We start from the raw sequence: 14,546 nt of genomic DNA, 5'->3' as shown, positions 1-14,546 counted from the left end.
CGCTCCGGTACCCCCGTCCGCCTCCCCCAACCCCGCCTCGGGCGGGGCCCGCCCGCCGTGCCCCTTCCCCGCCGTGCGATCGTTGTTGCATGTTGTTCGCGATAACGACGGAGGGGGCGGCGTGACCACCACCGACGCACCCCCCGTCGTCGCGACGGGACCGCCCGGGCGCGGGGGCCCGGGCGGTCCGCCCCGGGACGAGGGCGACGACCTCCTGGGGCTCGCGGCCCAGCGCCGCCGGGCCGCGGCGTGGACCACCGCCCTGGCCGTGGCGCTGCTGGTGACCGTCGTCGTCGGCGTGGGCGCCGGCCCCGTCGGCGTCTCCCCCGGCGACGCGGCGCGCATCGTGCTCCACCACCTCACCGGCTTCCCGGGCGACATGACCTGGGAGCGGCGCCACGACGCCATCGTGTGGGAGATCCGGGCGCCGCGCGTCGTGCTGGGCGCCGCCGTCGGTGCCGGTCTCGCGCTGGCCGGCGTGGTGCTGCAGGCGATGGTGCGCAACATCCTGGCCGACCCCTACGTGCTGGGGATCTCGTCGGGCGCGAGCTGCGGCGCCGCGGGCGCCATCCTCTTCGGGGTCGGCGCCGGGTTCGGCGACTACGCGCTGCAGGGCAGCGCGTTCGTCGGTGCCCTGCTCGCCTCGCTCCTCGTCTTCCTCGTCGCCCGCAGCTCCGGTCGGATCACCTCCGTGCGGCTGCTGATGGCCGGCGTCGCCGTGGGCTACGCCCTCTCGGCGGCGACGAGCTTCCTCATCTTCGCCTCCGACTCCGCCGAGGGCTCCCGCTCGGTGATGTTCTGGCTGCTCGGCTCGCTCGGCCTCGCCGCCTGGAACGGGGCGCTGGCCGTGGTGGTCGTCGTCGTCGCGGCCACGGCGCTGGTGCTCGGGGTCGTCGGGCGCCGGCTCGACGCGCTCGTCGTCGGCGACGAGACCGCCTTGACCCTCGGGGTGCACCCCGAACGCTTCCGCACCCTGCTCCTCGTGCTCGTCTCGCTCGTCGTCGGCGTGCTCGTCGCGATGGCCGGGAGCATCGGCTTCGTCGGGCTCGTCGTGCCCCACCTCGCCCGCCGCCTCGTCGGCGGGGCCCACCGTGCCGTCGTACCCGTCGCCGCGCTCCTCGGCGCCGTGCTGCTCGTGTGGGCCGACGTGCTCGCCCGCACGCTGCTGGCACCCCAGGAGATCCCCATCGGCATCATCACCGCGCTCGTGGGCGCGCCCTTCCTGCTGCTCCTCGTCCGCCGCCTCCACGCGGTGCCGTCCTGATCCCGGAGGAACCCATGTCGTCGACCCGCCCCGCCGCCCGTCGCCGCGCCGCGACGGCGACGGCCGCAGCGCTGCTGCTGCCCCTCGCCGGGTGCGGCGGCGAGGCCGCGGGCGACGCCGCCATCTCGGTGGAGAACTGCGGGGCGACCGTCGAGCTCGACGCCGCCCCCGAGCGGGTCGTCATGCTCAAGAGCGCGGCCGTGCCGACGCTGCACCGGCTCGACGTGCTCGACCGGGTCGTGGCGCGCGCGGGGGTCTACCCCGACGAGTACTACGACGACGAGACCCTCGCCGCCCTCGACGAGGTGCCCCTGCTGACCGACCGCACCGACGCGAGCGGCCACCTGCAGATCTCCCGCGAGGAGGTCGTCGCCGAGACTCCCGACCTCGTGCTGGGCGAGACCGAGAACCTCACCCGCGAGACGCTCGCCTCCTCCGGCATCGAGCTCGTCGAGGAGCCGGCGTTCTGCGGCTCGCTCGAGGGCGACGCGAGCTTCGAGGACCTCTACGACCAGGTGCGCCTCTACGGCGAGGTGTTCGAGCGCCCCGACGAGGCCGACGCCTACGTGGGCGAGCTGCAGGACCGGGTCGCCCAGATCGAGGCCCGCGTCCCCGCCGACGAGGACCGCACCGTCGCCGTCCTCTACCCCACCGTCGGCGGCGGCGTCACCTACGCGTACGGGCGGGGCTCGATGTCCGCGCCCCTCGTCGAGGCCGCCGGGCTCGAGAACGTGTTCGGCGACGTGGCGGACCGCGTCTTCGAGGTGAGCGCCGAGGAGCTCGTCGAGCGCGACCCCGACGTGGTGGTCGTGCTCCACAGCGACGGCGACCCCGCCGAGGTCGTCGACGCCGTCGCCGACCTGCCGGGCGCCGGCGCCCTGCGGGCCCTCGAGTCGGGCGCCGTGCTGCCGCTCCTGCTCAACTTCGCCGAGCCCCCGACCCCGCTGGCCGTCGACGGCCTCGACCGCCTGGTGGCGTTCCTCGCGGCGAACCCCGTCCAGGACCCTGCCCAGGCCCCGGCGGGGTCTGCCCCGTGATCGCCGGGCACCGGGTGCGGCACCGCTACGGCGACGTCGTCGTCGTGGACGGCGTCGACGTCGCGGTGCCCGCGCGCAGGACCGTGGGCCTCGTCGGCCCCAACGGCAGCGGGAAGACGACGCTGCTGCGCGCGCTCTACGGCTCCCTGCAGCCGACCGAGGGACGGATCGAGCTCGACGGGCGCGACCTCGCCGATGTGCCGCGCCGCGACCTCGCGCGCGCCGTCGCGGTCGTCGTGCAGGAGCACAGCGGCGACCTGCCGATGCGGGTCGCCGACCTCGTCCTGCTGGGTCGCCTCCCCCACCAGGGGCTGTCCGGGCGGCCGTCGGCCCACGACCAGGAGGTCGCCACCGACGCCCTGCGACAGGTCGGCGCCCTCCACCTCGCCACCCGCGAGTACGCCGGGCTGTCCGGCGGCGAGAAGCAGCGCGTCCTCATCGCCCGGGCCCTGGCGCAGGAGGCCGAGCACCTGCTGCTCGACGAGCCCACGAACCACCTCGACATCCGCTACCAGCACGAGGTGCTCGACCTGGTCGCGCGGCTGCCGGCCAGCAGCGTCGTCGTGCTCCACGACCTCAACCTGGCCGCCCGCTACTGCGACCACGTCGTCGTGCTCGGCGCCGGCCGGGTCGTCGCCCAGGGACCGCCCGACGAGGTCTTCGTCCCCGAGGTCCTCGAGCCCGTCTACGAGGTCGAGGTGCGCCGCGTCGACCACGACGGCGACATCAACCTCGTCTTCCGCAAGGCCACCACCACCAGGAGCAGCGCATGACCCTCCAGCAGACCGCCGCCCGGACCCTCACCGCCCTCGGAGCCGCTCCCGGGACCGCCGCCGGTGATGCCGACCTGCAGGCCCGGCTCGACCGGTACTGGAGCGGCCGCGCCGCGGCGTACCACCAGCGGCAGGTCGACGGCGAGCGCGCCCCGCACGACCGGGCGCTGTGGCACCGGATCTGGGGCGGCGCCCTGCCGCCCGCGCCCGCGCGCGTGCTCGACGTGGGGACGGGCACGGGGTACGTCGCGAGCGTGCTCGCCGAGCTCGGTCACGACGTCGTGGGCCTCGACAGCTCCCCCGGCATGCTCGCGGAGGCCGAGGACGACGCGGCCCGCCGCCGGGCCGAGGGCCTGCCCGCCGCCCGCTACCTGCTCGGCGACGCGGTGGCGCCCGAGGGGGTCCCCGGCGTGCCGGCGGACCTCGACGCGGTCACGAGCCGCTACCTGCTGTGGACGCTGCGCGACCCGGTGACCGCGATCCGCGCCTGGGCCCGCCTGCTGCGCCCCGGCGGCACGGTCGCCTGCGTCGACGCGAACTGGTACCCCGGCGGCATCGACCGCGGCGTGGCCGTCGAGTCGGTGGACGGCCCCGGCGCCTTCGGCGCGACGTACGACGCCCCCACCGAGGCCGGGCTGCCGCTCGCCAACGCCACCGGCGTCGAGGACCTGGTCGCCGTGCTGGAGGCGGCCGGCCTCGTCGCCGTGCGCGCCACCCGCCTCGACGAGGTGGCCGAGCTCGACCGCCGCTACGGGATGTCGCCGGGCCACGAGTCGCGGCCGCAGTACCTGGTCACGGGACGCACGCCGCGCTGAGGCGGCCCGCCCCGCCTGGTTCGTGGTAGCAGCGCCACGGAATGTCTGGCGCTCCTACCACGAACCGGGGGTGGTCAGGCCTCGTCGGGCTCGGCATCGGGCTCGGCATCGGGGTCGGCATCGGCCCCCGGCTCGGCGCGGTGGCGCGGGCGGGGCTCGAGGCGGTAGCGCGTCGTGCGGCTGCTGTTGGCCACGACCGCGATGGACGAGGCGTTGTGGAGCACCGCGGCGGCGACCGGTGACAGCGCGCCGGCGGCGCTGACCGCGAGCCCGGCCGCGTTGACCGCGATCGACATGCCGTAGTTCTCCCGGATCGTCGCCACCGTGTGCCGCGAGAGGTCCCGCAGCTCGAGCAGCTTGCCGAGGTCGTCGCCCGCGAGCGCGATCTCGGCGGTCTCCAGCGCCACGTCCGTGCCCCCGATGCCCATTGCGATGCCGACGTCGGCGAGCGCGAGGGCCGGGGCGTCGTTGGTGCCGTCGCCGACCATCGCGACCGTGTAGCCCTCGGTCTGCAGCGCCCGCACCACGTCCTGCTTGTGCTCGGGCATCACCTCGGCGCGCCACTCGTCGATGCCGAGCTCGGCGGCCACGGCCGCGGCGACCTGGGGGTGGTCGCCGGTGAGCATGACGATGCGCTCGACGCCGTCGGCGCGCAGCGCCCGCACCACCTCGGCCGACTCGGGGCGCACGGTGTCGCGCAGGCTCACCAGACCGGTGAGCACGCCGTCGACCGCGAGCAGCAGCGGCGTCTCGGCCTGCGCCTGCAGCTGCGCGATCCAGCGGTCCGCGCCGGCGTCGACCGCGATGCCCTCGCGCTGCAGCAGCGCCGTGCTGCCGAGCAGCAGCGTGCGGCCGTCGGCGATCGTGCGCATGCCGAGGCCGAGGAGCACCTCGCACTCCTCGTGCTCCGGGATCGCGATGTGCCGCTCCTCGGTGGAGCGGATGACCGCCTGGGCCAGCGGGTGGCGCGAGTGGATCTCGGAGCTGGCGACGTAGGCGAGCACCTGCTCGGGCTCCCAGTCGTCGCGGAAGGACACGACGTTGGTGACCACGGGCCGCCCGACGGTCAGCGTGCCGGTCTTGTCGAGCACCACCGCGTCCACCCGGCCGGCCAGCTCGAGGTGCGAGCCGCCCTTCACGAGGATGCCGCGGCGGGCGCCGTTGCCGATGGCCGCGCTGATGGCCGTGGGGGTCGCCAGGCCGACCGCGCAGGGGCAGGCGATGAGCAGCATCGTCATCGCGCGCCGCACGTCGCGGGTCACGACGAGCGTGGCGCCGGCGAGGAGGAACGAGGCGGGCACGAACCGGCGGGAGAACCCCTCGCCGACGGTCTGGATGGGCGCCTTGTCGTGCTGGGCGCGCTCGACCCGCGTGATGATCCGCCCGATGGCGGTGTCGCGGCCGACGGCCTCGGCGCGCACGACGAGGCGGCCCTTCATCAGCACCGTGCCGGCGTGCACCCGCCGGCCGACCTCGACCACGACGGGCAGGGTCTCGCCGGTGATCGCCGACTGGTCGACGACGCCGTCGCCGGCCACCACGATCCCGTCGACCGGCACGGCGACGTGCTCGTGGACGACGACCTCGTCGCCCACCCGCAGCTCGTCGATGCCGACGCGGACCTCGGTGCCGTCGCCCCGCCGTACCCACGCCTCGTCCTGGGTGCCGGTCAAGAGGTCGCGGATGGCCCGTCGGGTACGGCGCAGCGTGAGGTCCTGCAGGAACTCGCCGATGTTGAGCAGCCAGAGCACGGTCAGCGCGACGACGTTCTCGCGCAGCGCGAGGCTGGCGACCGTCGCGGCGGAGACCAGCGCGTCGGTGCCGGGGCCACGACCGCCCGCGAGCCCGCGGACGGCGCCGCGCAGGAACGGGTAGCCCGTGAAGATCGTGACGCCGGTGGCCACCGTGCGGGAGGTGGGGCCGAGCACGGGCGGGCGGCGCAGCACGTAGCGGCGGCCGCCGAGCAGCAGGAGCGCGGCGCCCCCGACGACCATCCGCAGCACGTCGCCGTCGGCGACCTCGGCGGAGCGCGGCAGCCGGGACGGGACCGCCCCGGGGGCGGCCACCGGTGCGGTGGTCGCGACGGCGGCCGCCACGGCCGCCTGGACGGCGGCCACGTCGCAGCGCCCGGGGCTGAACCAGACGACGACGCTGCCGGTGCGCGGGTAGGCGTGCGAGGAGCGCACGCCCGGCACGGCGTCGAGGGCGTCCTCGACCGCCAGGGCCCGGGCGACCGACCCGCGGAGGGCGGGCACGTCGTACCGCGCCCGGCCGGCCCCGGCGGCCAGCGCCACCTGCTGGATCACCGTGCTGCGCCCGTCAGTGGTCGTGGTCGTGGGCGTGGCCACCCAGGTCCGAGCCCGGCGGCGGGGCCTGCTCGCCGACGCGCTCGCGGGCCTCCGCGACGACGTCGCCCGTCGCGAGGCGCAGGCGCTCGGCGCCCACCTCGAGCGAGCGGCGCCCGCGCAGGCCGACCGCGGTGGTCGTCACCGCGGCCTCGCGCAGCAGTCCGCGATCCGCGGCCTTCTTCACGCCGTCCCAGGCGACGGCGCCGACCAGGCCCGTCACCACGGTCGAGCCCAGCTTGCCGAACAGTCCCACCACAGTGCTCTCCTCCGTGCGTCGAACGACGTCGGGCGCGGTCGTGCACCGCCGCCCAGTCGAGAATCGTTCCCGATAGTTGCACACGGCCGGGCGCACGCCACGCCCGGCCGGACACGACCCCGTTGACAGATGGAGACCGACCGGTTTCTATCTATGTCATGCACGTCACACCGGAGCCCTTCGACCTCGTGGTCCGGGGTGCGCGGTGGTTCGACGGCACCGGCGCCCCGTCGGCCGTCCGCGACGTCGGCGTGCGCGCCGGCCGGGTCGCCCGGGTCAGCGCCACCCCGCTCGACACGACGGGCTGCCCCGAGGTCGTCGAGGCCGCCGGCCGCTGGGTGCTGCCGGGCCTCGTCGACATCCACACCCACTACGACGTCGAGGTGCTCGACGGCCCCGGCCTGGCGGAGTCGCTGCGCCACGGCGTCACCACCGTGCTGCTCGGGTCGTGCTCGATCTCGACCGTCCACGTCGACCCGGCGACCGCGGGCGACCTGTTCGGGCGGGTCGAGGCCATCCCCCGCCCCTTCGTCGTGCGCACCCTCGAGCGCGCCCGCGGCCGCGACGGGTGGCGCGGGGCGGGTGAGTACGCCGCGATGCTCGACGCCCTGCCGCTGGGCCCCAACGTCGCCGCGTTCCTCGGCCACTCCGACGTGCGCGCCGCGACGATGGGGCTGGACCGGGCGACCCGGCGCGACGTCCGGCCCACCGAGTCCGAGCTGGGGCGCATGCGCCGCGCCGTCGAGGAGGCGCTCGACGCCGGGTTCGTCGGCATGTCGGCGCAGGAGCTGGCCTTCGACAAGCTCGACGGCGACCTGTGCCGCTCGCGCACCCTGCCCTCGACGTACGCCCGCCACCGCGAGCGCAGCGTCCTGCGCCGCCCGCTGCGCGAGCGCGACCGCGTGCTCCAGGGCGGGCCCGACATCACGGACGTGCGCAGCATCGCCCGGATGGTGCTCGGCACGCTGCCGGCGCGGGGCGGGCGGCTGCGCACCAGCCTGCTGTCGGCGGCCGACCTCAAGGCCAACCGCGCGATCGTGCGCACCATGGGGCCGCTCGCCGCCCTCACCGGGGCGCTGGGCGGGGAGCTGAAGTGGCAGCACCTGCCCGTGCCGTTCGAGGTCTACGCGGACGGCATCGACCTCGTCATCTTCGAGGAGCTGGGCGCCGGCGCGGCCGCGCTGCACCTCGCCGACCGCGTGGAGCGCGACGCCCTGCTCGCCGACGAGGAGTACCGGCGTCGCTTCCGCAGGGAGTACGACGCCCGCTTCGGCATGCGCGTGTGGCACCGCGACTTCTTCGACGCCGAGATCGTCTCCTGCCCGGACGACGGCGTCGTGGGCCGCACGTTCGGGCAGGTCGGGGTGGAGCGCGGGGGGCTCCACCCCGTCGACGCCTTCCTCGACCTCGTCGTCGAGCACGGGGCCAAGCTGCGCTGGCGCACGACCATCTCCAACGACCGCCCCGACGTGCTCGACCGGCTCGCCCGCGACCGGCACGTGCAGATGGGCTTCTCCGACGCCGGGGCCCACCTGCGCAACATGGCGTTCTACAACTTCGGGCTGCGGCTGCTGCGCCGCGCCCACGCCGCGGCGGGCGAGCCGGGCACGCCGTTCCTCACCGTCGAGCAGGCCGTGCACCGCCTCACGGGCGAGCTCGCCGACTGGTACGGCGTCGCGGCCGGCCACCTGCGCGAGGGCGACCGCGCCGACCTCGTGGTCGTGGACCCCGACGCGCTCGACGACCGGCTCGACGCCTACGCGGAGTCGCCCGTCCCGGCCTTCGACCACCTGCCGCGCATGGTCAACCGCAACGACGCCGCCGTCCCGCTCGTCACCGTCGCCGGCCGGGCGGTGGTGCGCGACGGCGTGCCCGTGCCCGACGTCGGCACGCGGCGCACCGGTCGCTTCCTCACGGCGGGCGGCGCGTGAGCCCGGAGGTCGGCCCCCCGGAGCCGGAGCAGGCGGAGCCGGAGCAGGCGGCGCCGGAGCAGGCGGCGCCGGAGCAGGCGGCGCCGGAGCAGGCGGCGCCGGAGCAGGGCCCGCGGGTCCGGCGTACCCAGGCGGAGCGGAGCCGCGCCATGCGTGCCCGCCTCGTCGCGGCGACGATCGCCTCGATCGCGGAGGTCGGCTACCACCGCGCGTCGGTCGGCGACATCTGCGCGCGGGCGGGGGTGTCGAAGGGAGCGCTGTTCCGCCACTTCCCGACCCGCACCGACCTCGTCGTGGAGGCCGCGCAGGAGGTCGGACGGCGCCACCTCGCGGCGTTCGCCGAGCTGCGGGACGCCACGACGACCGTGGAGGAGCAGCTGCGCTTCGCGCGCCGCCAGATCCGCGACGCCACCAACGCCGTGTGGCTCGAGCTGCTCGTCGCCTCCCGCACCGAGCCCGACCTGCGGGAGCGGCTGGCGCCCGCGGTGCGCGAGCTCTACCGCGGCGTCGAGCGCGCCGCCGTCGGCGCGCACGGGGGCGACGGCGTGCCGGACGGCGCGGTGCGCCTCGCGGTCACGTCGCTGCTCCACATGCTCGACGGCGAGGCGCTGCTGCAGGCCACCCTGCCGCGCCCCGACCTGGAGGAGGAGCGGCTCGTGGCCGCCGCCAGCCTCTACTCCGCCGTGCTCACCGGGCGACTGTCGATCACCGACGAGGCCTGAGCCCGCGCCCGTCGGTCCCGGCGGCTGCGCTCACCGGGCGGCTGCACTCACCGGGCGGCTGCGCTCACCGGCCGACGGCGTACCCCTGCGCGCCGCGCGGGTTGGCGGCGCCGAAGAGCAGGCCGGTGCCGAGGTCGCGCCCGACGCTGGAGAGCCGGCCGAGGGTCCACGGGCCCGAGACGGTCACGTCGTGCCCGCGCTCGCGCAGCTCGGCGACGACGGTCGCGCCCAGGCGGTCCTCGACGACGACGCCGCCGGGCTCCCACGTGCGGGGCCAGAACGAGCTGACGATCGAGGTGGTGTGGAACGCGGGGGCGTCGATCGCCTCCTGCGGGGTGTAGCCGCCGACGAGCAGGCGCAGCAGGTAGAGCAGCTGCCACTGGTCCTGCTGGTCCCCGCCCGGCGTGCCGAGCGCCGCGAAGGGCTCGCCGTCGCGGCTCAGCACGGTCGGGCTCAGGGTCGTGCGCGGACGGGTGCCCGGGCGCAGCGCCGACGGGCTGGCCTCGTCGAGCCACGTCATCTGCAGCCGGGTGCCGAGGCAGAAGCCGAGCTCCGGGATCGTCGGCGACGACTGCAGCCACCCGCCGGACGGCGTCAGGGCCACGAGGTTCCCGGCCGCGTCGACGACGTCGACGTGGCAGGTGTCGCCCCGGGTCTCGCCGTTGCGGGCCACGGTGGGCTCGCCGACACCGACCGGGCGCGTCGGCTGGCCCGGTCCGGGCGGCCCGGAGACCTCGACGTCCTCGGGGCGGCGCAGGGGCGGCACGAACGGCACGAGCCCGGCGACCTCGCCCGGCCGGAAGTCCAGCGACGCCGTGTCACCGACGAGCCGGGCGCGCGCGGCGGCGTACTCCGGCGAGAGCAGGGCCTCGAGCGTCGCGCGGTCCGCGGAGCCGCCGTAGTGGGCGTCACGGTCGGCCATCGCGAGCTTGAGGGCCTCGACGATCGTGTGGACGCCGAGCGCCGTCGACGGGTCGAGCCGCTCGTCGGGGAGGTGGTCGAGGATCGCGAGGGTCTGCAGCAGCACGGGACCCTGGCTCCAGAACCCGGCCTTGTGGATCGTCGTGCCGCGGAAGATCGCGGTCACCGGCTCCTCGAGGCGCACGGGGTCGTCCGCGAGGTCGGCGAGCGTCAGCACGCCGGCGTGGTCGGTGCCCGAGGAGTGCCGGTGCGGGGTGCGGCCGTGGGCGACGACGGCCTGCGCGACGCTGCCCGCGCGCCACTCGGTGCGCGCCGCCCGCACGCGGTCCTCCCGGGTCCCCCCGGCGGCGTCGGCGAGGTCGGGCGCCTCGGCGGCGGCGACGAGGCGGCGCAGCGTGGCGGCGTACGCCGGGTTGCGGATGACCTCGCCCGGCTCCGGGGCCCGGCCCGCCGGCATCCACAGCGCGGCCGAGTCGGGCCAGTGCTCGGTGAAGTGCTCGCCCATGACCGCGACGGTGCGGCAGAGCTGGGGACCCGCCGCGTGGCCCTCCTCGAGGTAGTGCACCGCCGGCGCCAGCACGTCGCCGAGCTCCCACGTGCCGTGCTGCTCGAGCAGCGCGAGGAGCGACTCGACCGCGGCGGGTACGGCGGCAGCCAGCGCCCCGCTGCCCGGCACCGTGGTCAGGCCCTCCGCCCGCAGGTGCTCGATGGTGGCGCCCGCGGGCGCCGGGCCCTGGCCGTTGACGACGACGGGGGCGCCGCCGGCCGGGGCCAGGATGCCGACGAGGTCACCGCCGGGACCGTTGAGGTGGGGCTCGACCGCGTGCAGGACGAAGCCGGCGGCCACGGCCGCGTCGACCGCGTTGCCGCCCCGCTCGAGCACCGACTGGGCGCTGCCCGCGGCCAGCCAGTGGGTCGCGGCCGCCATGCCGAACGAGCCCGTCAGCGTGGGGCGCGTCAGGTCGGCCGGCGGCGGGGTGAACGGGCGGCCGGGGCCGGCGTCGGGAGCAGCGGCGGGCTCGGGGTGGGGCGTGGGGGCGGGCGTGGGGGCGGGCGTGGGGTCGGGCGTGGGGTCGGGCGTGGGGGTCGCTTCGGGCACGGGTCGAGCATGCCAGGCGCGGCGACCGCCACCCGTTCGTGGTAGCAGCGCCACGGAATGCCTGGCGCTGCTACCACGAACGGCGGGGACCAGCGCCCGGCTCAGTCCTCCGCGGCCTCGGGCACCGCGTCGCCGCGACCGAGGCGCAGGTGCTCGGCGTGGAAGATGGCCTCGTCGATGAGCTGGGCGACGTGCTCGTCGTACAGCGTGTAGACGATCGTGCGTCCCTCCCGCTCCCCCGTGACGAGACCGAGGTTGCGCAGCAGGCGCAGCTGTTGGGAGACGGCGGGCTGCTCCATCCCGACGGATGTCGCGAGCTCGCCGACGCTGGCCGGGGCCTCGCGGAGCCGGTCGAGGATGAGGAGGCGGCTCGGGGTGGCGAGCGCCTGGAGGGTCGTGGCGACCGAGGTGGCGGCGGTGCGGTCGAGGCGTGCGCGCCGGCTCTCGCCCCACCCCCCGTGACCCATGGGCGGCATCCTAGACCCTTTGACATGCACGGGTGTTCATGTGTTTATCTCTACGCATGAGCACGACCTCGGCCGCGGCGCCGACCCGTCCCGGCGTACCGGACCGTCCCGGGGCCCCGCCGGCCGCCCGGTCCGCGCTCCGCAGCGCCCTCGTGCTGCCCGAGGTCCGCTGGGCGGCGCTGTCGCTCGCCCTCTTCGCGCTCGGCGGCGCGGCGCAGCTGCTCGGGGCGCCGCCGCTCGTGTGGTGGGCGCTCTACCTGGCCTGCTACGCCGCGGGCGGGTGGGAGCCCGCGCTCGAGGGGCTGCGCGCCCTGCGCGAGCGGACCCTCGACGTCGACGTCCTCATGGTCGTCGCCGCCCTGGCGGCCGCCGCCATCGGCCAGGTGCTCGACGGGGCCCTGCTCATCGTCATCTTCACGACGTCCGGTGCGCTCGAGGCGTTCGTGACCCGCCGCACCGCCGACTCGGTCGGCGCCCTCCTCACCCTCGCCCCCGACCGGGCGACCCGCGTGCACGTCGACGACCGGCTCGAGGAGGTCGACGTCGAGCAGCTCGCGGTCGGCGACACCGTGCTCGTGCGCCCCGGCGAGCGGGTCGGCGCCGACGGCGTGGTGGTCGCCGGCAGCAGCGACGTCGACCAGTCGTCGGTCACCGGCGAGCCCCTCCCCGTCGGGCGCGGCGTCGGCGACGAGGTGTTCGCGGGCACCGTGAACGGCACCGGTGCGCTGCGGGTGGAGGTACGGCGGCCCGCCGGCGAGTCGGTCGTCGCCCGCATCGTCGCCATGGTCGCGGAGGCGGCGGAGACGAAGGCCCGCTCGCAGCTGTTCATCGAGCGGGTGGAGCAGCGCTACTCCGTGGTGGTCGTGGCCGCGACGCTCACGCTGCTCGGGGTGCCGCTGGCGGCGGGCGCCGAGTTCGAGCCGACGCTGCTGCGGGCGATGACGTTCATGATCGTGGCCTCGCCGTGCGCCCTGGTGCTGGCGACGATGCCGCCCCTGCTCGCCACCATCGCGAACGCGGGACGCCACGGCGTGCTGGTGCGCTCGGCGGTCGCGCTCGAGGAGCTGCGCGGCGTCGACGTGGTGGCGCTCGACAAGACCGGCACGCTGACACGCGGCGAGCCCGTCGTCGGCACCGTCCACCCGCTCGCGGGGACGTCGGTCGCCGAGGTGCTCGCCCTGGCCGCCGCCGCCGAGCGGTCCAGCGAGCACCCCGTCGCCGGCGCGGTGCTGGCGGCCGCGCGGGAGCGCGAGGTGGTGGTGCCCGAGGCCCGCGACGTCGTCGCGACGCCGGGGCGCGGGGTGACCGGCCGCGTCGGCGGACGGGTCGTGCAGGTCGGGGCGCCGGCGCTGCTGGAGGCGGCCGGCGGCGGCGCCGGCAGTGGGGCCGGCGGTGGAGCCGGCGCAGAGGTCGCGGAGCTCGTCGCGGCGGTCGAGCGCGCCGGGGACACCGCGGTCGTCGTCATCGTCGACGACCGGCCCCTCGGCGTGCTGGCGGTCAGCGACGCCCTGCGCCCCGAGGCCGCGGACGCGGTCGCGCGCATCCACGACCGCCTCGGCGCACGCACCGTGCTCCTCACCGGCGACCACGCGACGGCGGGCCGGGCGGTGGCGGCGCGGGCCGGCGTACCCGAGGTGCACGCGGGCCTGCTGCCCGAGGACAAGGCCGCCCACCTGCGCGGCCTCGCCGACCGCGGCCACCGCACGGCGCTCGTGGGCGACGGCATCAACGACGCGCCCGCGATGGCGACCGCCCACGTGGGGATCGCCCTGGGCCGCCGGGGCAGCGACCTCGCGGTCGAGACGGCCGACGTGATCCTCGTGCGCGACGACCTCGGGACGGTGCCGACGCTCGCCGTGCTGGCCCGGCGCGCCCACCGCGTGGTGGTGGCCAACCTCGTGATCGCGGGGACGGTCATCGTCGCCCTGGTGACGTGGGACGTCGCCGGGACGCTCCCGCTGCCGCTCGGCGTGGCGGGCCACGAGGGCTCCACGGTGGTCGTCGCGCTCAACGGCCTGCGGCTGCTGCGCCGCTCGGCCTGGGACCGCGCCGCCGCCTGACGGATCGTGGTAGCAGCGCCACGGAAAGCCTGGCGCTGCTACCACGAACGGGGCGGGCCCCGGGCGCTCAGTGCCCGGAGGTCTCCTCGGCGTCCTCGACGGCCTCCTCGGCGCTCTCGCCGGTGACGTCGTGGGCCGCCTCGTCGGCGAGGTGGGCGCCGCCGAACGGGTCGCCGCTCCAGCGCAGGAGCCGCCACCCCGCGTCGGGGTCGCCCTCGAGCACGGCGCCGCCGGTGTTGCCGAGGCGGGAGCCGGCGAGCTGGTCGCTGTCGGCCTGCGCGGCGCGGATGCCGACGTACGCGCGGATCGCGGCGCCGTGGCTGACCACCAGCGAGGCGGCACCCTCGGTGGACCGCTCGGCCACCGCGCGCAGGGCGGCGTCGTAGCGGGCGAGGAACTCGTGGCCGGTCTCGCCGCCGCGGATCGTGGCGTCGAGGTCGCCGGTCAGCCAGCCGGCGACGCACCCGACGTACGCCCGCACGGCCTCGGCGCTGGTGCCCATCTCGTGCTCGCCGGCGCTGATCTCGCCGAGGCCGTCGACGACCTCGAGCGTCAGCCCGTGGGCGGCGACGAGGGGGGCGGCGGTCTCCTGGGTGCGCACCCGGTTGGACGCGTGGGCCCGCGCGAAGGTCTCGTCGGCGAAGGCGTCGACGAGCGCGTCGGCCTGCCGGCGGCCGAGGTCCGTCAGCGACGCCCCGGGGGCGGCGGTGTCGAGGGCGCCGGCGACGTTGGAGGAGGTCTGGCCGTGCCGCACGAGGATCAGGCGCACGGGACCACCCGCGCAGGTGGGGCCGCGGTCACGGCGGGTACGGCGGGGGTGAGGGGCACGCGTCGAGCCTAGCGACCGGGGCGG

General features: G+C 76.6%; 12 protein-coding genes. 7 read left to right on the top strand and 5 right to left on the bottom strand.

The window, feature by feature from the left end:
- Positions 1–121 precede the first annotated feature (121 nt).
- From ACOACO_RS16075 to ACOACO_RS16060, 4 genes are read left to right on the top strand one after another with little or no spacing between them, the layout of a single operon-like run.
- The gene (locus ACOACO_RS16075) at positions 122–1,264 is read left to right on the top strand and encodes a FecCD family ABC transporter permease (RefSeq protein WP_420297304.1); all 1,143 of its coding nucleotides are present in this window, start codon (positions 122–124) and stop codon (positions 1,262–1,264) included.
- A gap of 14 nt (positions 1,265–1,278) precedes the next feature.
- A complete protein-coding gene (locus ACOACO_RS16070; protein WP_420297303.1) occupies positions 1,279–2,301 on the top strand; it encodes an ABC transporter substrate-binding protein in 1,023 nt (340 codons plus the stop codon).
- Positions 2,298–3,074 (top strand): ABC transporter ATP-binding protein, encoded by a 777-nt coding sequence (locus ACOACO_RS16065; RefSeq protein ID WP_420297302.1) that lies wholly within the window; start codon positions 2,298–2,300, stop codon positions 3,072–3,074. The genes ACOACO_RS16070 and ACOACO_RS16065 overlap by 4 nt, the downstream gene beginning before the upstream one ends.
- A complete protein-coding gene (locus tag ACOACO_RS16060) occupies positions 3,071–3,889 on the top strand; it encodes a class I SAM-dependent methyltransferase (protein WP_420297301.1) in 819 nt (272 codons plus the stop codon). Before ACOACO_RS16065 ends, ACOACO_RS16060 begins: the two co-directional genes overlap by 4 nt.
- Before the next feature lie 74 nt (positions 3,890–3,963).
- On the opposite strand, the gene ACOACO_RS16055 is transcribed toward ACOACO_RS16060, so the two are convergent.
- Complete coding sequence (locus ACOACO_RS16055) at positions 3,964–6,237, bottom strand: heavy metal translocating P-type ATPase (RefSeq protein ID WP_420297300.1); 2,274 nt, start codon at positions 6,235–6,237, stop codon at positions 3,964–3,966.
- Positions 6,209–6,493, bottom strand: coding sequence for a DUF1490 family protein (locus ACOACO_RS16050; protein WP_420297299.1), 285 nt, complete (start codon positions 6,491–6,493; stop codon positions 6,209–6,211). The genes ACOACO_RS16055 and ACOACO_RS16050 overlap by 29 nt, the downstream gene beginning before the upstream one ends.
- A 158-nt stretch (positions 6,494–6,651) precedes the next feature.
- Between ACOACO_RS16050 and ACOACO_RS16045 the strand changes: the two genes are divergently transcribed.
- Both ACOACO_RS16045 and ACOACO_RS16040 read left to right on the top strand, forming a co-directional pair.
- Positions 6,652–8,424, top strand: coding sequence for an N-acyl-D-amino-acid deacylase family protein (locus ACOACO_RS16045; protein WP_420297298.1), 1,773 nt, complete (start codon positions 6,652–6,654; stop codon positions 8,422–8,424).
- Positions 8,421–9,146 carry a TetR/AcrR family transcriptional regulator gene (locus tag ACOACO_RS16040; RefSeq protein ID WP_420297297.1) on the top strand — a complete coding sequence of 242 codons (726 nt, stop codon included), beginning with the start codon at positions 8,421–8,423 and terminating at the stop codon, positions 9,144–9,146. Before ACOACO_RS16045 ends, ACOACO_RS16040 begins: the two co-directional genes overlap by 4 nt.
- A 64-nt stretch (positions 9,147–9,210) precedes the next feature.
- Here ACOACO_RS16040 and ACOACO_RS16035 read toward each other — a convergent pair whose 3' ends face one another.
- Both ACOACO_RS16035 and ACOACO_RS16030 read right to left on the bottom strand, forming a co-directional pair.
- Entirely contained in the window at positions 9,211–11,166 is a 1,956-nt protein-coding gene (locus ACOACO_RS16035) for a gamma-glutamyltransferase family protein (protein WP_420297296.1), read from the bottom strand.
- Between the two features lie 101 nt (positions 11,167–11,267).
- Positions 11,268–11,633, bottom strand: a complete 366-nt coding sequence (locus ACOACO_RS16030; protein WP_420297295.1) for an ArsR/SmtB family transcription factor — start codon at positions 11,631–11,633, stop codon at positions 11,268–11,270.
- A 56-nt stretch (positions 11,634–11,689) separates the two neighbouring features.
- Between ACOACO_RS16030 and ACOACO_RS16025 the strand changes: the two genes are divergently transcribed.
- Positions 11,690–13,693, top strand: a complete 2,004-nt coding sequence (locus ACOACO_RS16025) for a heavy metal translocating P-type ATPase (protein WP_420297294.1) — start codon at positions 11,690–11,692, stop codon at positions 13,691–13,693.
- Between the two features lie 67 nt (positions 13,694–13,760).
- Here the strand turns inward: ACOACO_RS16025 and ACOACO_RS16020 are convergent, their stop codons facing one another.
- Positions 13,761–14,462, bottom strand: a complete 702-nt coding sequence (locus tag ACOACO_RS16020) for a histidine phosphatase family protein (protein WP_420297293.1) — start codon at positions 14,460–14,462, stop codon at positions 13,761–13,763.
- Positions 14,463–14,546 lie beyond the last annotated feature (84 nt).

The sequence above is a fragment of the Nocardioides sp. CPCC 205120 genome, from assembly GCF_048654585.1.
In the GTDB taxonomy this organism is placed as follows: domain Bacteria; phylum Actinomycetota; class Actinomycetes; order Propionibacteriales; family Nocardioidaceae; genus Nocardioides.
The sequence above is the reverse complement of the archived record's forward strand: the minus strand, read 5'-3'. Positions and strand labels throughout refer to the sequence as shown.